General features: G+C 41.8%; 23 protein-coding genes and 1 pseudogene. 2 read left to right on the top strand and 22 right to left on the bottom strand.

The window, feature by feature from the left end:
• Nucleotides 1-138: 138 nt before the first annotated feature.
• Nucleotides 139-471 carry a winged helix-turn-helix transcriptional regulator gene (locus tag QFZ80_RS06820; protein ID WP_307557987.1) on the bottom strand — a complete coding sequence of 111 codons (333 nt, stop codon included), beginning with the start codon at nt 469-471 and terminating at the stop codon, nt 139-141.
• A gap of 74 nt (nt 472-545) precedes the next feature.
• On the opposite strand from QFZ80_RS06820, the gene QFZ80_RS38855 reads away from it, so the two are divergent.
• The gene (locus tag QFZ80_RS38855) at nt 546-920 is read left to right on the top strand and encodes an EcsC family protein (RefSeq protein WP_373460024.1); all 375 of its coding nucleotides are present in this window, start codon (nt 546-548) and stop codon (nt 918-920) included.
• A 254-nt stretch (nt 921-1,174) separates the two neighbouring features.
• On the opposite strand, the gene QFZ80_RS06805 is transcribed toward QFZ80_RS38855, so the two are convergent.
• The 10 genes from QFZ80_RS06805 to QFZ80_RS06760 form a co-directional block, all read right to left on the bottom strand.
• Nucleotides 1,175-1,312: a hypothetical protein gene (locus QFZ80_RS06805; protein ID WP_307557986.1), complete on the bottom strand. Its 138-nt coding sequence runs from the start codon at nt 1,310-1,312 to the stop codon at nt 1,175-1,177.
• Nucleotides 1,313-1,394: 82 nt separating this feature from the next.
• Nucleotides 1,395-1,826, bottom strand: coding sequence for a hypothetical protein (locus QFZ80_RS06800; RefSeq protein ID WP_307557983.1), 432 nt, complete (start codon nt 1,824-1,826; stop codon nt 1,395-1,397).
• Nucleotides 1,827-2,012: 186 nt separating this feature from the next.
• Complete coding sequence (locus tag QFZ80_RS06795) at nt 2,013-2,783, bottom strand: alpha/beta fold hydrolase (RefSeq protein WP_307548004.1); 771 nt, start codon at nt 2,781-2,783, stop codon at nt 2,013-2,015.
• 262 nt (nt 2,784-3,045) lie between these two features.
• Nucleotides 3,046-3,786 carry a class I SAM-dependent methyltransferase gene (locus QFZ80_RS06790; RefSeq protein WP_307557981.1) on the bottom strand — a complete coding sequence of 247 codons (741 nt, stop codon included), beginning with the start codon at nt 3,784-3,786 and terminating at the stop codon, nt 3,046-3,048.
• A gap of 320 nt (nt 3,787-4,106) precedes the next feature.
• Nucleotides 4,107-4,511 (bottom strand): hypothetical protein, encoded by a 405-nt coding sequence (locus QFZ80_RS06785; RefSeq protein WP_307548008.1) that lies wholly within the window; start codon nt 4,509-4,511, stop codon nt 4,107-4,109.
• 125 nt (nt 4,512-4,636) lie between these two features.
• Nucleotides 4,637-4,795, bottom strand: a complete 159-nt coding sequence (locus tag QFZ80_RS06780; protein ID WP_307548010.1) for a hypothetical protein — start codon at nt 4,793-4,795, stop codon at nt 4,637-4,639.
• A gap of 193 nt (nt 4,796-4,988) precedes the next feature.
• Nucleotides 4,989-6,662 (bottom strand): WD40/YVTN/BNR-like repeat-containing protein, encoded by a 1,674-nt coding sequence (locus QFZ80_RS06775; protein ID WP_307557979.1) that lies wholly within the window; start codon nt 6,660-6,662, stop codon nt 4,989-4,991.
• Nucleotides 6,663-6,868: 206 nt separating this feature from the next.
• Entirely contained in the window at nt 6,869-7,126 is a 258-nt protein-coding gene (locus tag QFZ80_RS06770) for a MerR family DNA-binding protein (protein WP_307548014.1), read from the bottom strand.
• A gap of 16 nt (nt 7,127-7,142) precedes the next feature.
• The gene (locus QFZ80_RS06765) at nt 7,143-7,958 is read right to left on the bottom strand and encodes a hypothetical protein (RefSeq protein WP_307557977.1); all 816 of its coding nucleotides are present in this window, start codon (nt 7,956-7,958) and stop codon (nt 7,143-7,145) included.
• Nucleotides 7,959-8,140: 182 nt separating this feature from the next.
• Nucleotides 8,141-8,467 (bottom strand): hypothetical protein, encoded by a 327-nt coding sequence (locus QFZ80_RS06760; RefSeq protein ID WP_307548017.1) that lies wholly within the window; start codon nt 8,465-8,467, stop codon nt 8,141-8,143.
• 206 nt (nt 8,468-8,673) lie between these two features.
• On the opposite strand from QFZ80_RS06760, the gene QFZ80_RS06755 reads away from it, so the two are divergent.
• Entirely contained in the window at nt 8,674-9,093 is a 420-nt protein-coding gene (locus tag QFZ80_RS06755) for a hypothetical protein (protein ID WP_307548019.1), read from the top strand.
• A gap of 113 nt (nt 9,094-9,206) precedes the next feature.
• On the opposite strand, the gene QFZ80_RS06750 is transcribed toward QFZ80_RS06755, so the two are convergent.
• The 11 genes and pseudogenes from QFZ80_RS06750 to QFZ80_RS06705 all read right to left on the bottom strand — a co-directional run bounded on the left by QFZ80_RS06750 (nt 9,207) and on the right by QFZ80_RS06705 (nt 19,511).
• Nucleotides 9,207-9,767 (bottom strand): hypothetical protein, encoded by a 561-nt coding sequence (locus QFZ80_RS06750; RefSeq protein ID WP_307557975.1) that lies wholly within the window; start codon nt 9,765-9,767, stop codon nt 9,207-9,209.
• A gap of 199 nt (nt 9,768-9,966) precedes the next feature.
• Complete coding sequence (locus QFZ80_RS06745) at nt 9,967-10,125, bottom strand: hypothetical protein (protein ID WP_307557972.1); 159 nt, start codon at nt 10,123-10,125, stop codon at nt 9,967-9,969.
• 540 nt (nt 10,126-10,665) lie between these two features.
• Nucleotides 10,666-10,854, bottom strand: coding sequence for an SMI1/KNR4 family protein (locus QFZ80_RS06740; RefSeq protein ID WP_307564052.1), 189 nt, complete (start codon nt 10,852-10,854; stop codon nt 10,666-10,668).
• Nucleotides 10,855-11,260: 406 nt separating this feature from the next.
• Nucleotides 11,261-11,782 (bottom strand): CBO0543 family protein, encoded by a 522-nt coding sequence (locus tag QFZ80_RS06735; protein WP_307557970.1) that lies wholly within the window; start codon nt 11,780-11,782, stop codon nt 11,261-11,263.
• Between the two features lie 391 nt (nt 11,783-12,173).
• Nucleotides 12,174-13,427: a serpin family protein gene (locus QFZ80_RS06730; RefSeq protein WP_307557968.1), complete on the bottom strand. Its 1,254-nt coding sequence runs from the start codon at nt 13,425-13,427 to the stop codon at nt 12,174-12,176.
• A 174-nt stretch (nt 13,428-13,601) separates the two neighbouring features.
• Nucleotides 13,602-14,099 carry a VanZ family protein gene (locus QFZ80_RS06725; protein WP_307548026.1) on the bottom strand — a complete coding sequence of 166 codons (498 nt, stop codon included), beginning with the start codon at nt 14,097-14,099 and terminating at the stop codon, nt 13,602-13,604.
• 255 nt (nt 14,100-14,354) lie between these two features.
• Nucleotides 14,355-14,492 (bottom strand): DUF6985 domain-containing protein, encoded by a 138-nt coding sequence (locus QFZ80_RS38850; protein ID WP_373460022.1) that lies wholly within the window; start codon nt 14,490-14,492, stop codon nt 14,355-14,357.
• A 267-nt stretch (nt 14,493-14,759) separates the two neighbouring features.
• Nucleotides 14,760-15,437, bottom strand: coding sequence for a GNAT family N-acetyltransferase (locus tag QFZ80_RS06720; protein WP_307557966.1), 678 nt, complete (start codon nt 15,435-15,437; stop codon nt 14,760-14,762).
• Between the two features lie 648 nt (nt 15,438-16,085).
• A complete protein-coding gene (gene ltrA, locus QFZ80_RS06715; protein WP_307557964.1) occupies nt 16,086-17,123 on the bottom strand; it encodes a group II intron reverse transcriptase/maturase in 1,038 nt (345 codons plus the stop codon).
• Between the two features lie 46 nt (nt 17,124-17,169).
• A pseudogene (locus tag QFZ80_RS06710) lies at nt 17,170-17,826 on the bottom strand (DUF4317 family protein); the annotation flags it as partial.
• A gap of 89 nt (nt 17,827-17,915) precedes the next feature.
• Nucleotides 17,916-19,511 carry a response regulator transcription factor gene (locus QFZ80_RS06705; protein WP_307548031.1) on the bottom strand — a complete coding sequence of 532 codons (1,596 nt, stop codon included), beginning with the start codon at nt 19,509-19,511 and terminating at the stop codon, nt 17,916-17,918.

The raw sequence follows: 19,511 nt of genomic DNA, 5'->3' as shown, positions 1-19,511 counted from the left end.
AAAGGGTTATCCATGTTGGTCCACGGTAAAAATCGTAAAGGAATATTGACTGTAAATAGCAAAAAGCTGCCAGGACAAATCCCGTGGCAGCTTTTGTTATGAGTCCTTGAATTAGTGTGCAAATGAATTGAACAAGCTTTAAGAAGCAGATTCTTCACATTTCCGCTTATTATGGTTTTCTCCCCAAGCACACATGACTTCTGCTACAGGAATCAATGTTTTGCCATATTCACTAAGGGAATATTCTACTTTTGGAGGGACGGTGGGGTAGACCGTTCTATCGATTATGCCCTCTCGTTCCAAGTCCCGTAGATGTTGTGAAAGCATTTTTTGAGATACATCAGGTATAAGCTTTTCCAGATCGTTGAATCGCTTATTGGATTGTATCAAATGCCATAAAATCATTGGTTTCCATTTGCCGCCTAGAACATGAATGATTGTCTCCACTGGACATTCAAGCTGATGAATCATTGATAAATCATCCCCTTACCTTTAAGTAAGTTCATTACCTTAAAATATACACTTAACAAAATTTTACAGGTTATATGCAATCCGGTCAACAAAAAAAACTAATTTCTTTTCGGAAACCAGACGTTCCAGAGGAATACCGCGACGCAATCGACTTTCGGAAAATGCAGCAGATGGTGCCGGGGATTGGAGCGGAGGCGGGCGCTTGGGCGATTTACACCAATCTCAAGGAGCTAGGTGAATCCGCAACGAACGCTTATCGGTTGCGAAGATTGAACGAGGCTATGAGACTGGGGGTTAATCGCCTCCGCCTCCTCCACCGTCGCAGCCGCCATCGGAGTTTTCGGAGTCTGTATATGCGACCGGAGAAACGCCGTCCCTCCCGCGTCTACAGAGATTATGGCCGGTCTTCGGAGCCGTCATCGAAGAAATTACGTCCCACCCGATCATGATAAACCATTTCGACCGGCTGAAATCGCGTCTTTTATTCAACTATCTTCCTCGTTAGTTGAATATAAAGTGTGAATTCCTAAGTAATACTTTTTAATCGTTTGTATCGAACTCATAAATAGGGTTTATGCACCTCAAAATGGAGACAATTGCATTAGAGGAGCCGCCGCGAAGCAAGCTCCTCAACTATCGTTTCCGTTAGTTCAGCGAAAAAGATCGTCTGACAGCACAAATGTGCTAGACGTAAATATCTTTCTCAATACTTTTCACACCCTTGCCAAGGGCTTTCCCAATAAAATGTTGAAGTAAAAACTTCTCCGCCATCTTGTTGCACTTTTAATTTGTTTTGTTTATCTACTCGTTTCTTTAAACCATTTAAAGTGGATATTATCATCGTAATATCAACTCCCTAATTTCGGAAAGTGTTAAACTATCCTTCCCATTTGCGTAGAAAGGCAGCCGATTCAATTGGTTTTTTATTTATTTTTCGCTAAACGCTGCCAACTCAACAGTAGAAATAGATAAAGAACAAAAATGCATAGAGCTATAATAAAGTAACTTGGATACGTAAGACTTAGCGACTGAGAAATAACACTAACAGACCCATCAGAGTTTTTAACTTCAGTTGTTGAGGTTAAGAAAGATTGAAAAATTAACGGTAAAATTACCGAAATTAAAATTCCTGTTAATATTTTTTTCTTATTAAACACGATTTCCACCCCATTTAGAATTGATATTTGCTTCAACAGCGTAAAGCCGCCACTAAGATAATACCATATGTTGGCTTTTGTGAGTGGCTCTCGCATATCTGATAAAGATAAAGACATACAATAAAAAGAATTCTCCCCCCTCCTGATAAAGCCCCGGTTACCACCATGCTCTACTGCCCCGTTAGCACAATAGGCCACCGAGTTTATCACCGGCAACCTGTTTGATCTTTGTTATGAAGCTATTGTTTTCCGTTAGCTCAACAAACGTTATTAAATTGGATTATGGCGTATTAGCCTGTAAATGTTGAATAAGTCTTTGCTCGTTTTCTCTTGCATCCTCAAGATGAAAGGCATGTGAAGATTTATCCGACCAATACAACTTTTTTACGAAAGCTTGAAGCCTCGAACAAGCGAATTGTAAATGTCCATCAGAGAATAATCTGGCGACCGTAACATGATTTTAAGACCCGAAAAGATCGTTACGGACTTTTTATCGCCTGCGTCATAAAACATCGAGTTGTATTTAAACTGCCATTTACGAATAACCCCCCACTGCTTAAAGCTTTCCATATACGGGGGTTCGCCAACGGTAGCGAGTTCCTGTAACGCTTTTTGATTATTGGTCTCTCTTGCTCTTTCAAGCAGCCACTTGTAGCTTAGTTTATCATTTTCAACCCAGTTCGTGATTTGCGAAAACCCAGTATAGGAATAGAATTTCTCTGGGTATTTATAGGCGAGGGACAATGCGATAACACTACCCCAGGAATGGGAAACAAGATGCAGTTTTTCTTGATTAAATCGATCTCTTAAATAATCAGTGACATCGTGGGCGTCACTGATGAACTGTTTTAAGTGCATGGTTTCTTTCGGAATATCTTTTGCATAGGATTTTCCTGTACCGCGTTGATCCCAAAAAACAACGGTAAAATGTTTGACTAGTTCTTTGGTGGTCATCACCAATGCATAATCGGAGCCTCGGCTTGATACACCAGGAACTGGCATACTAGGACCTCCATGAATAAAAAGCAAGACGGGACTGCCCGGCTTTTCCGTCTGTATTAAGATGCTCTGCTTGACGCTACCGATGGTAATCTTTTCAACGGCGCTGATACCTTGTCTTGAAATAGTAAAATCAATTTTTTTAAATAATTTCATAAAACACCTCAAATTTATTTTTTAACTATAAAGCAGCCACACGACTCGCGTCTTTTTACATATTCTAGTTTTGTTGATGGGGAGAAGAATAACAAATTCTTGAATACAACTACTCCACTCTACTGCCCGTTAACGCAATAGGCCACCGAATTTAATTTATCACCGGTAGCCTGCGAGATCTTGTTATGAAGCTGTCATTCTGCGTTAGCGCAATAAACAACAATAATAGGGATTGCCTTAAATACAGCAATCCCCGTTTCCTTTATCCTTTTGTAGCTACAACCATAATTTCAATTTCATCTAAACTAATGTTTTGACGCTTCCAATTACCTGCCGTGCCGCCCCAAATGTTCTCAACCTTCAGACCTACCTGAGAAAACATCTGTTTCAATTCAAAAGGGAGGTATCTACGTTCCTTAACCTCAACCTGTTTTCTCCCTTCGGGCAAATCCCATTCATCCATATAATGCTCAACCATGGTTATAGGATTAAATCTGCCGGAATCAACGTTCTCCTGAGTAAGTTTGCGAATTTTAGAATATGCATTCAAGGTTGTAAGTACAAAGTGACCCGTTGGCTCCAGTGCGTCAGAGATATTTTTAAGAATTGCCAAATCATGTTCAACTGGTTCCTCATCTCTACCAACTAAACCAAAAGCCCCTTCGCAAAGACTGATAACAGTGTCAAACGACTTTGTTGGTGAGTATTTTACCGCATCACAATGAATCCATTCGACATTTACATTCGCTTCACTTGCCATTTTTTTAGCTTCCAAAAGCATTCCTGATGATATATCGACTCCAGTGACCTTGTAGCCACGCTTTGCCAGTTCGATGGAATGTCTTCCTGTTCCACACCCTACATCAAGAATGTTGCTTCCTTCCGAAAGTTTCAACACTTCAATCACAAAATCAACTTCCGAAATCGTGTTCTTAGTAAAACCATTATCCATGTATTGAGGGGCATGTGCATCAAAAAAAGATTCCCAATTATTTTTACTCAACTTGTTATACCTCCATGTTATGAAAACCACGGAAGCACATTAATAACTTATCGCATAAATGTAACTTCCGTAGTTCAGTTTTGTTTGGTTCCCTCTTGAAGATATACGAATAGACTTTTCATACTGCATCTCTCCCTTGTGTAAGATACTAAAAGTGTAAATTACCTTTCCAGATTTTACAATGGTGTAGTTTTTTTATAATTGATTTATAGCAAAGTAACGCCTCAAATCTAGGACGTATTACGTTAAACTGCCTATAGGTGAGTATAGAGCCACCATGCGGCATCCCTCCTTATAATGAACTATCGTTTTACGTTAGTTTATCTTCCCGTCATTTTCAATTCCTTTTTGATAAAGGCTTTTATCTCACTTAAGTAAGGGGATTTATAAACAAGCCCATCCTTATTCATTAGGACATACATCGGGTAGGTTCCTATGTCCAATTTTTTTAAATTTTTACTCAGTTGCTCACTGTAAGGATGACCTTCCATTTCCGTAATGTTATCCTGAATTACTTGGTTAGAATGTATGAAAGATTGTACCTCATCCATTTCATTAAGAGGTGTATCCCCATTATGATAAAACAGATGTAACTTATAATTACTACGTTGGGGTTTTAATTCCCCAATAAACTCTCCATATTTTGTACTATTGCAACCAGTAAGAATTATTATTGCAAAAAAGCCCATTAACAAAGATTTAACCACTTTACCCTTTATTTCCATTTACCTACCTCCATATATTTAGACGTTATTAACGTTCAAATGTTCCTCTATCCTATCAGTTGCTTCAATGAAACAAGGAGCAGCTGCCACTGGGCAAACTGCTCCTTATCCTGTTCAACTTACGTTCACCGTAACAATAAAACCCAAAATAAACATCCAAACAATACAGAGGAAGCAATAGTAAGTAGTGTACTATTTTCTTCATCCTTATTTATCAACGCACGAAGTGTGCGTAGGAATAACATCATAAAGAAAAAAGCCAGTAAGGCAAATAAAATATCCACGAAAATCCCCTCCTTCAGTTTTAGTTTTTACTCGAATTTTACACATTATATTGCAGCGTGTAACTTCAGATTCCTCCCCGTTACTTCAACGGACATCAAAAAGAAGCTGCCCTCGCGGCAGCTCCTCACTATCGTTCCTCGTTACCTCAATGCTGCGCAGTTCAGTCTAATCGATAATTCAACCCCTGATATGCTAATTTTGTTCCATCCAAGTTGCTCCGCCATCCTTGGTATATAAGTTGTTAACACGGGAATAAGCCCTTCCTTCAGCCGGACTTGAAAAAATTATCCTTTGAACATTTTGAAAAGATGGAGATGAACCAAGAAACTGCCATTTCTCACCGCCATCTATAGTACAATACAATTCACCTAAATCATTATCAAGGATCCATATTGTGTTGAGATCATAGGCGAATATCGAAAAATTCACCCTATTCCGCCCCACTGAAGGCTGCTTGGCTGCTATACTTTCATAAGTCGAAACCTGACTTGTCCAGCTAATTCCTCCATCCGTGGTTTTGTACCAAATGATCCCTTTCAAATCATTGTCTTTGCTGAAAGAAAAGGCAATAAGCCCATTTGTATGATGGGGTCCCCAGAACATCGGACTTGTTAACGGATAAGTGGTTGAGTCTAACGCCTGTACTGGTAGTTCCAATTTCACTTGTTCCCAAGAACGACCATTGGTAGTGGACTTAAATATTATAGGATTTCCGTTATCCGTATTGTTGTAAGTGATCCAGGGTTCTTTGAAATCCCGAAGAACCATACCGTAAGGCATAGCATACCCGAGATCCTTTTGATTCGTAATATCTTCGCTGAGTACAGTCCAATGTCGCCCGCCATCTGTGGTCTTCAAAAATATACTTTTACGTTCCTTCACCATACCCGGTTCGGCATAAGCGTAAAGGTATCCAACATTTTTATCTGCAAATTGTGCCCCGTACGATGTAACCGCAGGGTGAATGCCCCAGTGACCTTTTAGAGGATGCTCTAATTGCTCCCAGTTATCCCCACCGTCCGTAGTGAGGTATACGGTTTGTTGGCTCAGGTCCAATTCAGCGTGATTATTTGTGATCTCCCCTCCAACCTCTTTCGGATGAAAGAGGGTCAACAACGTGTTTTGATCCACAATATCAAGAAAACCGAAGGATCCCCCTAACTTAGGAGGTGTACGATCGACCCATGATATCCCTCCATCCATCGTTTTCCATACTTTTCTACCAGCTGCCCAACCATAGCTGGTGTCAGTCATAAAGCTATTGCCAAAGATATCCTTATGGAATGATGCGGGTGGTTCTTTTGGAGCCTGAGCCCATAATGGCCCCCAAAACTCCCTTGTTACTTCCTCAAATTTGCTTTCTTTATCAGCCCCACGATAAGCTAACCAGAAGCTTTCGGCCTTACCATCTTCCCATCGGATTAAGAACTGAGCATGTATACTACCATCTTGTATGCCTGTTTCATCAGCCCAGTCTTGAACATTCCGAGTTGCAGTCGGATTAAATCCCTCTTTTACTCCGATATCATATCTCCATAAGGTCTCTGTGTTAGTTTCAGAATTAGTTTGAACTTCTTTGTATTTATTCCCAAGATGTCTCACTACATCTTCCGGAAGCATGCTAGGTCTCATCACTGAACGGATATAACTAACAGCAAATGGGGGGGGCATGGTTTCAAACTCTGTTTTCACAATTGAAAGATTCGATGTTTTAGGTGATGGCTCTGTAATCATCGTTTCGTCTGAAGTACAGCCTGTCATACTGAGGATCAACAGGCAGCTGATCAGGATGGAAGTCCCTTTTTTGGGGATAGAAACAAAACGGCTTATATTTGAACGAATATCTTTTATTAACAATGGGCCCACTACGATTACCAACCCTTCAATTATTACTATACATTTCCTCTTCAACTACTCTTTCCTCAAACCAAGTATACCATATATTTACAGTATAAATTCAATATTAGTTCCATTCTCAATTGCGTTAAACTGCCCGATACTTGAACAGGCTGCCATCATGCAGGCAGCCTGTTCGTCATTTCGCTATCGTTTCCGTTAGCTCAAAAGAAACTTCAGAGCGGTTTGGTTCGTGTTCGCTCTTCAATGTCCCGCTCCAACACCTTGTAATAATCGGTTTTCTCGTTTAAGGCCTCTAAGTTTACGATAAGCTGGTCGATCTGCTCCCGGATCTGTTTTTTATGGTCCTCGAGCATCTGTCTGCGTTCGGCGACCGTCTCGTCACCGAGGTAGCGCATCTCGGCGAAATGCTGCATTTCGCGAATCGGCATGCCGGTATCACGTAGGCGGATGAGGAACTGGAGCCATTCCACGTCTCACGCGCTATTGTTACACGAAAATAATCGGTTGAGTGCGATCAAACATCACTTGTATGTAGTCGAAATTTGGGACTATGTTTTCTTTATTTAAATAGTCACGATATGTCTTACCACTTTCAACGAAAGCTTGTTCACCTAAATGTTTTTTTACAGAAGCTCGCACTTCCTCAGGGATCGGCTCAAAAAGATTATCTGTTAATTGAAGAGCAATTATTCCTTCTGCGAGTTCTTCAACTTTATAACACGGAGTTGAAAGCAATTTCTCTCTTCCGAACAATTCTATATATGGTCTGCCAAATAGGTTAATCCAATGTAGTTCCGGATGAATAACCTGTGGAGCAAGTGGCTCTGGAATGTACGGGATTGATTGGTTAATAACATATCCTCGTACAGGTTGTAATATCCTTGCTACAGTCCAGCATAAATCAAAAAAGCTTTGTTGCTTTTCAATATCTTGCAGATGGTTGACCTCAACCGACACATTCATTGAATTAAATCCTACCCTATTGTTTTTCTCCCAAGAAATCATATACTCGACTTTAGGATTTTTCTTTCTTCTTAGCATAAGATGCCCTGCTCTTACAGGAGGAGCGAAAGACGGAAGGTTTCGATTTACTTCTTCATTCAGCCACAAGCTGGTAATATATTCCACGTTTTCTTTATCGATCTTCACCTTTACTGGCTCAAATCTCGAGTAGACCTGCGGAGTGTATTCATCGTTGGCATTAATAATCCTATGAATAACCATTTCAGCAAGTTCGCGGTTCTGCCAATCACATAAACTTTGAAAAGAAAAATTAACAAATGGGTAGTTCGATAGTTGCATGCTGATTCCTCCCCAGAAAAAGAATCTCCGATCGCCAATGAGAGCTGCTTATTTAATTCAAGATGTTTCCATGTTATCCTGCCCGTTAGCGGAGCGAACAGACTAAAAAATAAATCATTAACAACTGCACCAAATGAACCCGTCTGCTCCCTGGTTTGTTTGAACTATCGTTCTGCGTTAGTTCAAAAATTGATCTTTTCGTTTAGCTTTTCATTGAAAACTTGATAATAAATCTCATGCTTCTCTGGAAGTCGCATTTTTAAGTAATCCCAAAACCATTTTTCATCAAATTCGTCTGGTCTGTTAACAAGCAAATCGGGTAAGTCATGGAACACATCAGCAATATTGTTTATTTCAATCATATTAATTTTAGCCTGGACCCAAGATGCAGGATTCCACCATTTAATACGATGAGTATAAGAAGCGCTCCGAATATCTAAGAGAGCACAATAAAATAAATATGTATAAGCTCTTTCCTTTAAAATCTCCGTATTTAACCACTCCCTCATGTCAATCTCATTATGGTTTTCTTCAGCTATCGTTAAACTCTCGTTCCCAGTTAGCTTAACAAGTACTTTATTTCAAGTTGGCACGAACATGCTTCAAGCCTAAAAATTCCCTATAAGTTTTACCCTCCAAATTAGATCCAATTAAACGTTAACACTTTCCTCCGTAGGCGAATATCATATCCCGATAATATTAAAGGAGGGATAAAGTGTTACCAATTTCTAACCCAGGTATGATGGATGTTAGCCCATCCATGATGAATTCCAAGTCAGGTATGACAAATGTCTCACCTATTGGTGGAGATATGAAGTCCTTATGTCAGAGGTACATGAATTATCATGTAATCGCACAAACAACTAGTGGACAGCAATTTGATGGGATTATCGATGGTATGGATGACGAAGGCATTACTATGTTGGTTCCTGAAGATGTAGACGGCGATGAACGCCAATTTACGAATGGGTACGGTCAAAACGGATATGGTCGAAGAAGATATCGAAGATTTCGCCGGCAGCGGTTCCCGTATCAATTCCTACTTCCGTTTTTAACACCGTATCCATACTATTACCCGCCCTATCCTTATCCATATCCTTACTATCCTGGTAATGGGTACGGTGGAGGATATTAAAAAAATGAACCTTATGGGGATTTTTCCATAAGGTTCATTTTTTCATGTTGAACTTTTTATTACTAACGTTCCTCGTTAGTTGAATAGCATTTTCCAATTGAATTTCTATTTGTTTATTCATAACCACCCTCAGCTTTGGGTAATTCTTTATAAGAATCCTTACCCGCAACTATATGTTGGATGAATGTTCGTAATCCTAGTAGTTGCTTTGCATCGCTCGTTACGTCACAATTTTTATCTGACCAAGTAAATGTTTTTGTTTCTCCATCTACACTAATTTTCCAACTGTCTTCATTATAGGGGATGCTAGAACAATTCTTGTTAGTTGGTACCAACTCTTTCGTTCCCATGATATTTATCTCTCTCATATTCTCATAAATGCTGCGCATCTCTTCTAAGGTAAAAGTGATTTTTGCTGTTATATCTCCGTTCATTATCAAATCTTTTGTAACCGTATCTTGATAGGTATTGATTTCATTTTTAGTAATTTCACCATATCCGAAACGAACCGCGAAATCGAAATCGGTGGGCATTACTTTTGGCATTTTGTTCTGTTGCGCAACAGCTTCCTTTTTCTGATTCTCGATATTAGAGCTTGCCGCCAAATCTGTTTCCGTATTACAAGCAGTAATTATAAATGGTAATACAAATAACAATGAGCATAGTTGTTTCACTTTAAACACCCCTCCAATTATTTCCAAGTAAATATATAGACGAAAATGGGAGACAATTGTTGCACTATCAAACTGCCCGTTACTTCAATGAGAAAGAGGAGCTGCATCACTGCAAGCTCCTCCACTATCGTTCTGCGTTAGTTGAGCGCTGGGTCCTTTCAAAGAAAAAATGGCTATGGTCGTACTACCACCCATCGCATTAGGTGTCCTTCATGAAGAGACCCACTGCCCCTAAAATTACACCAACAATAACAAGAAAAAACTCATAATCATGACCAACTATACCAGAAGTATCTAGGTATGAAGCTACAACGACACACAATATTCCTAACGCCATTATCTTAATACCAATATTCAAATTATTCCTCCACATTCACAAAATTAAATACTTAGAACCGCGTCTTTCGGGAGATGCCATTGGCGCAGGAGCCCATCATCTCCACGGTATCTTCGTGTTTTACTTTTGAATGTTGTGAGCTGATTGGTAAATATAGGGTATAATAGTACCCCGCTTAATCTTGCGTTAACCTGCCCCGCTTTTTGCTCATTATTACCAAAACTCAATATTAACATTACTGCCCTTTAGCTGAACAAGCTGCCAATGATGCCGGCAGCCTGTTGATGTGTAACTATCGTTCCTCACTAGTTGAACAAGATGTCTTGAATCCGTATTAACCTCTTAGTCGGTAATAGTTCTCAGCATCATATATAGACCAGTTCCAAAACTTTGCACCTTGACTCATGATGAAACGGTCAAACCACAATTCAAAGTTCATCAATAAGGGGCGTGACTCTTGGAAGTGGTCAATATGCCCTTTGACCATTAAGTAATTATTACTTCCTTCGTTATAAGCATCTAAATTAATCACAATATTATCCTGATAAATGTAAGCGATCTTCAAATAGCCTTCATTTGGTTCCTCGTACGTAGCCTGGTGTATATCTTGCCATGCATATAACCGCCATATTGAGGATCATCAAATAAAGAACAACCATTACATATTGTGAGGAAATTGTAATAGTCTTCGGGGAGTTTGAATCCTAAGCTTTTCTGAAAACTTATTAGATCTTCTGCTATAGCAGGCATGTTAAATTTACATGTGGTCTTTGCTCTGTTACCCTCTTGTAACTGTATATCTAATAAGCCGTTCCCCTCGAGTAGTCTTTGTTTAAGGGAGGATATTGTCTTATGAATTATTTCTCCTTGTTTCATCAAGTCCTCCTAAGATTTTAAAACAATATGGTTTGTTCCAATTCTAACATATTTCCCCACTATCCTGCCCGTTAGCTCAATGACGCATCGTTGGGCCCATGCTTTCCGGCACATCCTTCGCATAAATCACAACCTGCATTTCCTACAGGTAATCCTCATTTCACCCCGATTCCAAGCCATATCGCTCAAATGACCTGCATGTTGTGCAGAACAACTGCCTTCTGCCATCAATTCCTTACAAATCACATGCACTTTTTGCATCTAGATCAGCTATAGGGCGCTACGATCCCCTAAGCTCAATTGGCACATTCACCGGAACCTTGAACAGCACCACCCAGAAGACCGTAAGTACAGCTGAAACTAAATACGCCAGCAGGGGCTTCACCGAGAAAAGTCTCAACATAGGAAACATCGTGCAGTCAAATAACAAGGACCACCAAAACCCCCAGCCATATTGATACTGAATTCGCCCGAACATATGCAAAACGTATTCTGTACCGCCGTAAATGAGTACCCATTGGATATAGTGAAAGACGACCTTCATCCGACCCTCTGGATAGTTCGTTAGGAATAGCAGCGCTGTAGCCGGGAAAACAATAAAGGTATAGATCATTTCGGTTATACTATGACTAAGGGAAAAGTCAGGCATTAACTGCCATAACAGATGGTTGGCACAGAGATAGTGGTACAGTAAGTTCCCCAGCGCAAAGTACATCATGGTCGAATGATACTTCTTCCAGTTCCGCCAATCCCCCCACCGATAAGCTGCCCCAATGATGATGAAGCCTATTACAAAGTGCATAGAAGTTCCCCTTGTCATATCAAATTTACACAAAGGTCATTATTACCATAATTTACCTATCTATGCACACAATAGAAAAGAGAGCTACTTGCCAGCCCTCTCATCCTAAACTGTCTTGCTGTTCGTTGAAAATAAAGTTTTAGACTGGAGTTGCTGATCCCACGCGGGTTTTAGAATTACAAAATCGGCAGCCTTCGTAAAATAAGTTTTAGAATGACCCCAATAAAAGAAACAGCGGCAGCCTTGGACGAGAAAATAAAGTCCTAGACTACCACTGTTTTATTGAGCTATCATTACCCGTTAGTTTAATAAACACCTTATCTACCAAGCAAAAACAGACACTCTCCTCAGTTGATGTGGAGTAACACGTTGCAGTTTTAAGTACGGGCGTTTATGGTTCGACCACGGACCCTACAAAAAGCCATGCACCGGTCTGGCGGTCTTCAATTGCGAAGAAGAACGGCCGGTTTATCGTCACCTGGAACGGTTCATCGATTGGTGCTGAAGCCCCTGCCATATGTACCGAAGTGACCGCAGCTGCCTCCGTTCCTTTTTCATTGACCTCGATGAACGTTTTGTGTGTTACCGCACTGATGAAAAGGTTGGGCGGAACAGGGGCCATGCCGGAAAAATCTGCATGGACTTCGTCAAAGGGCAGTGTCATGCCCATGGCCTTGAGCGGTTCTTTCAACTTTTCGCTGTATTCGATCTTCAAACGGGGAAGCTTGATTTCACCCCGGTTCGACTGGAACGATTTGTGCCAGCGGTTGGGTTCCGTCCAAAGCTTGTCATGGAGAGCACCCAGTGAAGAAGATTCATCCGGAAGAATGACCAGCATGTCCATCTGTCCCTCTCCGTAAGGTAAGCGAATGGCTTGAAATTCCTCTTCCTGCAAATATTCATAGGAGCCTGACTGCGTCATCATCTGCACTTGCTTGGTGGAACCGTCCTGCAGTTTGAAGCTTTCTTCTTTCGTTGCAGAAGGTTGGAATTCCCTTTTCCACCCGCCATTGAAATAGACCGCATTCATCAGGATCAAAACTTCCATGGGATCGATGGATTCGATCATCTTGGGAATTTTTCCGTTGGTATTCTTGTTTACCCAGTCATTGATCGTGTCAGGAGCTTTGGGACTGTTGAAATCGAGCTCAGTTACTTTCGCGTCGTAAAACGCCTGATTGGTTTTCGTAAAATCACTGTGAAACGGTTTTCCTTTACGTGTCCAAAGCGAGTTGGCAATACGCACTTGAGCGTCGCTGCCCGGCTGCTGCAAAAGGGAGATAAGCGTCTCGTTGCCCCGATTCATTTCATCCAGGGACATGCCTTGCCAGCCCAACGTTTTGGCCATTGAGACTTGCGTTTCCCCCTTACTTCCGTTGTAAGTCATGGCGAGCGCCAAAGAAATGCTGGTCGGCGAAATGAATATGTTTTTCTTCTTGTTCTGCTCCGTTTGGACCAGTTGCCGATGGAGCTGCAAGCCGAACTCGTTGCTTGCTTTGACGATACGCACATCAACTCCGGCCGCTGCGACTTGTCGTTTTTCCAATGAAATCGAATTTCCAGAAGGATTAGCACACGCAGTCACAATCAGTACCAGCAGTATGCCAGCCGCAAGAAGTTTACTTTTTCTAAAATTATCTTTCATTTCGGAACCCCCTGTCATTCATATGCTTATTAGACGAGGAATCTTTGCATAATGTTCCATGCAACCGATTTGATTTGTGCTTGTATAGAAGAGCCTTCACGGCTAGAGGACTCCCACCGAATGCCGTTATGAAGCTATCGTTCTGCGTTAGGATAATGACTTAAGACGAGAGCCTTACAATTGTTTAATTCCAACATACTTGCCATACAACCTAAAAACACAGTACCCGAGTAGGCCTCCAGAGGTATTCAGGATCAGATCATCCACATCAAAATTTCCAATGGAAAAAAAGACCTGCAAGCATTCCAAGAGTATGCTCATTCCCAGTGATTGGATAAATACTCCAATAAGCGAAATCGTTTTGCTTTTAGACAATAATAAAAGGAAAATTCCATACGGCATGAATGCCAAGATATTCCCGACCAAATTGATTACTTCATGACTTGACGGACTTAGAACGGTATCGGAAATTGTTTTAAGCGGAATAAAATTACCATACTGCATTCGGTGCATACTATACTCAGGATTTTCCAGATTTTTCTGCAGTCGATGCCAAAGAAAGTCTATATCAATCGAGCCGTACTTAAATAAAATGACTCTAAATAAGGTAAGCATGTATAAGGCAAACAGTCCTGGCACCACAAGGCGATTCATTAGTTTCGTTAGATTCATTGTTCTCGTCCTCACTCCTCCTTACCTCTTCTAATAAGGATAAGGAAAACTGTTTAATAAAAAGTGGGGTATTTATAAAATTTTTCTTAAATTTCATACTTCTGAATCAAGAATGTACCCAGTACGCGATTTTAGAACTTTTGGTACACTAAACTGCCCATTATTTCAATGAAAAAGAGCAGCTGCCAGCGCGGCAAACTGCTCCATTATTTTTCAACTAACGTTTCCCGAGGGACCGTAATGAAGTGAGAAATTCTAAAGCACGATATCTTGGAAACCTACTTCTGACAGATTTTCATTTTCGAATTTTACCGCTACTCCAAGTGAGGATTCCCATTTTGAATCAAATAACAACCCAACAGTCCTTCTATTTCTTGGGAACATACGAATCACTACAATGAAGGTCGAATTCTATTTCTCCAAAGACTTCATGGTTTATCATTGCTTCGCCACCCTATCAAAAGTAAATAATTAGCTATTATCACAAATGCTGCTCGTTAGGATAGAAACACAGCCAATCGTAAATGGTCGGCTGTCGCGGTGTAAGCTATAGTACCCGTTAGTAATAGATTAGCTTTTCTAAATGATACGGGTTACCGTGCTATCTGTAACGACAAGTTTTAAGACCATGTGGGATGGTCTTTCTTTTTGATCTAAACCTTAATATATTGAAATGTCCGTTCCATAAAGGTGAAGACGGAGGCGTTTTGCAATAGACTGGGAAGAATAATTATCCCATGATGTACTATATAAAGGGATCCTTCGAGACCGTCGTATCGCTTGAGCCCACGAGGACGTTACGCGCATCGCATATCCTTTACCTCGATAATCTTTCAATGTCTCGACTCCGGCCTCTGCCGCCCTATCACTACTTCTTGCGCTAAAACAGACAGATACAGCCATGTTGTTTTCCGTCACCATAAAACAAGGTCCTCGAAACTTCAGTTCCGATAATAGACTAGGAAACCCTAGTTCCAAACAGTATTTATTGTCTTCAGTGACCAATGTGGCGTCTGTGTAATCCTTTACGATTTCTTGAAAAGCAAAAGCCGGCCCCATCCATATGCCTTTAATTCCTCTGTCCTTTTCCAATGCCCGAATAACATTAGCAAGTTGCTCGGTTGAATCACTCTGACCCATGAATTGCAGGATGTCATGGACTAAGCGATCTGGTGTGTCGCTGCGGAATCTTACAATGCTGCCAGCATCGGTCTGTCCCCAAAAAAATCGAGGAGCAGACTGGTTCGTAGGTTCATTAATCGTTGTGATACGTCCAGCATGATCATGAATATAGAGAACTTCAGCTTGAATGCTCATTAGTTCCAAATGATTGTACAAAAATTTACCTCCTCTATTGTTTATCCTTCACCCTTTCCCTGTACAATTTAATTATCATCAAAGATCACTCGCTCTCACCATAATCTGTATCGAGGATATCATCTTTCCAAAGCAGTTTAAACGGTCTTTTTTTTTCATTTCAACAAAAAAACTTGCCGTTACTTGTGATAAGGTTCACCGTGGTTAATCTTGAACTATGTTGCCCGTTATTTCAACAGACAACGGCAGCCGATTGTGTGCCAGCTGCCGTCAAGCCGTGATTGAACTATAGTTCCTCGTTAGCTTAGTCAAGGTTCGCGAGATTGTTCATGTATTTTAAGAAAAAAGAAACCGAGACAATAATTGCGAAAATAACTCTTAATAGCTTTGTTCTCGTTGATTTTCTTTTAAGAAATAAAAGGGCAGAAAGAAAATATATAAATACCCCCAATAGGAAAGCCGTGATTGCTACAAAAGGAACTCCCCAGAGAACCAAAATTAATTCCCCCTTTATTTTTTAATAGACGCATAAAAACTAATCATAGTTGCATTATCCTCCCGTTACTTGACTAGAGTAAAGGGCTGAATATTCAGCCCCTCCTCATCAAACCGTACATGAAGTTTTCCCTCATACGGCTTTCCGATGTTCTTCAATCATGAGCATGCGGATTACAACAATGTTTTAAGCCCCATTTGTCTGGCAATATATTTAACTTCTTGAAATGAACCTATCCATCTATTTCTTTGTCTTTTCTTAGCATACCAACGGGTTAACCTTTGCAGTATGTACCAGTCCAACTTCGCTAATTTCCCATGGCTGTAGGTCGTGTGGTAGTAATTTCTCCATCCTTGAATTTTAGGATTGAGCCATCCTACCTGTTCCTCAAAAGAGCGTGAACGTGAACTCGGTGGTGCAAGTCTTTCTTTAACCACTTCCCGTATGCGTTCTTCTGCCTTTTTCGTTAACCACTGTTGCGTTGTGAAATACACGTTGCCTTGGGATGTTTCTGCTTTTGTTTTCCGATGGTGCATGCCTAGAAAGTCGAATCCTTCGTCTCCTATCCACAAGCCTACTATGCGTGTTTTGGTGGGGTGTAAGGTGAGTTCTAAACGCTCCATAATTGTAACGATGAGTTTGTACGCATGGTCCGCTTCTTTCTTCGTCTTGCAAACTACAACCTTGTCGTCTGCGTACCGTGTCAACTCACCTACTCCTTTTCCATGTTTCTCCCACATTTGATCGAAGTAGTTGAGGTAGATATTTGCCAGTAACGGCGAGATGACGCCACCTTGTGGTGTGCCTAAGTCGGAGCGTCTTACCGATCCTTCTTCCATAACTCCCGCTTGTAGCCACTTCCTAATTAACTTCAATATCCGCCTGTCATTGATGCGCATTTGCACCAGTTTCATTAGCTTGTCTTGGTTAATGTTGTCGAAGTAGCCTTGGATATCGATGTCGACTACCCAATTCCCTTTACGGTTGCAGGCTTTACGGATTCGGTCTAGTGCTCCCTTTGCACCACGTTTCGGGCGAAATCCGAAGGATGTTTCATGAAAATCCGCTTCAAAGATGGGTTCAATCATTAGTTTTGTTGCCATTTGTACGACTCGGTCTCGAACCGTCGGTATTCCGAGCGGTCTTTGTTTTCCATCCTTTTTAGGAATGTATCGACGTCTCACTGGATCAGGATGGTATGTACTTAACAAAACTGAGCACGCCAATTGCGCCGTCTGCGTGAACGTTTTCCCTACTCTACAACGTCTCCGTACTGAGCGTAAATCCTTCGATCACGGCGTCTTCGTCGACCTCGATCAAGATACATCGTTTTCCTTGATAATTCACCTGTTACACGTACTTTAAATCTTGCGGACTGACTGAAATCGTGGCGATCTTCGTATCAATCTTAATCGATTTCGAATTGAACTTCGGAATGACGCTGCTTGCTTTAAGTTCATAGTTTTTGTTGTCGACGACCGTTTGAAACGCTCGTTCCACCTTTTCCATCGTCACGTTCTCCACGCCGCTCACCGTTAGCATGCGTTCCACATCTTTATAGTCCAACTTCGGAAGCTCCTCCTCCTCGTTAGTCTCAATGACCCGATGAATTTCCTCGTACACGTGAGCGATCGTTGAAGCGTCGAGCTGATCTCCCGCCACTTCTTTCACGATTTCCTCAAAAATGGCTCTCTCTTCTTGCGCCGTCACGGTCTTCTCGGCATTCAAAACTTGCTCGATGAAATGCAAATTCGGTTCGTTGGCTTTACCCGTGCAATACAGAATGCGATTCATGTCGGAATAGTTGTCCGTCACACTTGGGTAGAAAAAACTTTCCTCCGGCGAGTTCAATTTAATGATCGGATCTACGAAGACATTATACTTGAATTCCCGCTCGACGTAATCAAACATGAGGCATTGCTATAAATCGCTTCGATCCTATGGACAAGACGCTCCGGCTTCCGACTTGCACGATCGCGCAAAGAGTGCCAAGCTTTTGATCGTCAGCGGTAATATCGGTCCCGATATTCCTGAGGTGTGCAGCCCTCATTCTTCTTGAATTGATAGGTGAAGTAAGCGGGAGTCTGAAAGCCGACTCGCTCGGCTGCCTCGTAAATCTTGATTGTCGGGTCTTGAAGCAATTCCTTCGCTTTTTTCATTCGTAAGCCCTTAACATAGTCGGAGATCGTCTGCCCCGTTTCCTTCTTGAACAATACGCTTAAATGTCCTGCGCTGAGATGAAACATGTCTGCCAACTGCTTGACCGTCACGCTGATCGGCAGCTGATCTTCAATGTAGGAGGCGATGCGATGGATGAGGTGATGCTGCTGAATGGTTCGCTCTTTCCCCGCAAGCGCGAGAGCTGAATCGATATATTCGAGAACGATGTTCTTCAGCGAACCGACCGTTTTACACTCCAAAAGCCGATGCCAGGCACGGTTACTTAGATTAGTGAGCGCTTCCATATCATGCCACAGCTTACGTGATAACTCGCCCATCAGACTTATACTGAAAGACCGGATATAAGCGAACGAGTGGGCATTGGCTTCCAACTCCTCAAACGCCCGTCCGACTTCATCTACTAGCCGATCCGGCTCATCGCTTTCTGCGAGCGTGAGCAAGCCCGGAAGCATGATTTCGCGCAGCCTAAAGTCCTCGTAAGCCTTCCGCTCCGTTCTCCCGACATGCACGAGCTGGCCGCTCCCGCTCTGCAGAGCATCGGCGATTGTATACTTTACCTCTCGCAAGAGCTGCCCGATCTCTGTCCATACACATCCTCCCCGACTGATGCCGATCGTAACTGGCACTTGGTAGGTATTTCGCATATAGTCCTGAATGAAGCTCATTTGTTTGTCGATCCAGCTCCTCATTTCGGCCGTCGGATTGACCAGAATGGCTGCGACCCCGTCAGGTCTAAGCTTCGAAACCAGAACGAAACCCATATCTTGTAGGGCTACAGAAACCGATTGCAGAAGAGCAGAATTCAGCATAAGCCGACTTTTAGCATCATTGCCGGATAAGATATAGTCATCGATCGCAACTACAATGAGCTGAATCCCCTCCGTCAAGCTGGGGAGATTTAGAAGATGGCACCATGAGGCCAGCATGTCACCTTCCATAGTCTCATCTTCCAGTAATTCAATAATGAATGACTCCTTAAGCAACTCCTGACTGCCAGACACCATCGCTTTGAGCCGTAATGTCTGTTCGTTGATTTGTTTAATTTGCTCCAAAGTTTGTCGAAACACGGTTAGTTTACGCTCAATTTCCCCTAGCTTAAGAGGCTTCAGCACATACCCTTGTGCCCCCACTTCAATGGCTTCCTGTGCAAATTCGAATTCATTGTAACCGCTGATGATCAGAATCTGAATTTCCGGATGAATCGACTTGGCAGCGGCAGCGAGCTCTATACCGTTCATGCCGGGCATGGATACATCGGTGATCAGCACATCGATTTTATTGTCTTGCAGTAATGAGATTGCCGATTCGCCTGTTTCCGCGGCAAGTGGAATGGTGTAACCGAGACTCGTCCAAGGGATATGCCGTATTAGCCCCTGAACATGAGATGGCTCGTCATCTACAATAAGTGCTTGCAACAT

The sequence above is a fragment of the Paenibacillus sp. V4I7 genome (assembly GCF_030817275.1).
Lineage (GTDB): Bacteria > Bacillota > Bacilli > Paenibacillales > NBRC-103111 > Paenibacillus_E.
Note: the sequence above shows the minus strand (reverse complement) of the source record. Positions and strands in the feature narration are given on the sequence as shown.

Coding starts and splice junctions, on each gene's coding strand:
- QFZ80_RS06785 (WP_307548008.1), bottom strand. CDS start 4,511: ATGGAAATAAAGGGTAAAGTGGTTAAATCTTTGTTAATGGGCTTTTTT.
- QFZ80_RS06725 (WP_307548026.1), bottom strand. CDS start 14,099: ATGAATCTAACGAAACTAATGAATCGCCTTGTGGTGCCAGGACTGTTT.
- QFZ80_RS06730 (WP_307557968.1), bottom strand. CDS start 13,427: ATGAAAGATAATTTTAGAAAAAGTAAACTTCTTGCGGCTGGCATACTG.
- QFZ80_RS06795 (WP_307548004.1), bottom strand. CDS start 2,783: ATGAAATTATTTAAAAAAATTGATTTTACTATTTCAAGACAAGGTATC.
- QFZ80_RS06740 (WP_307564052.1), bottom strand. CDS start 10,854: ATGCCTGCTATAGCAGAAGATCTAATAAGTTTTCAGAAAAGCTTAGGA.
- QFZ80_RS06735 (WP_307557970.1), bottom strand. CDS start 11,782: ATGCACTTTGTAATAGGCTTCATCATCATTGGGGCAGCTTATCGGTGG.
- QFZ80_RS06705 (WP_307548031.1), bottom strand. CDS start 19,511: ATGTTGCAAGCACTTATTGTAGATGACGAGCCATCTCATGTTCAGGGG.
- QFZ80_RS06805 (WP_307557986.1), bottom strand. CDS start 1,312: ATGATAATATCCACTTTAAATGGTTTAAAGAAACGAGTAGATAAACAA.
- QFZ80_RS06820 (WP_307557987.1), bottom strand. CDS start 471: ATGATTCATCAGCTTGAATGTCCAGTGGAGACAATCATTCATGTTCTA.
- QFZ80_RS06760 (WP_307548017.1), bottom strand. CDS start 8,467: ATGAGGGAGTGGTTAAATACGGAGATTTTAAAGGAAAGAGCTTATACA.
- QFZ80_RS06765 (WP_307557977.1), bottom strand. CDS start 7,958: ATGCAACTATCGAACTACCCATTTGTTAATTTTTCTTTTCAAAGTTTA.
- QFZ80_RS38855 (WP_373460024.1), top strand. CDS start 546: ATGCAATCCGGTCAACAAAAAAAACTAATTTCTTTTCGGAAACCAGAC.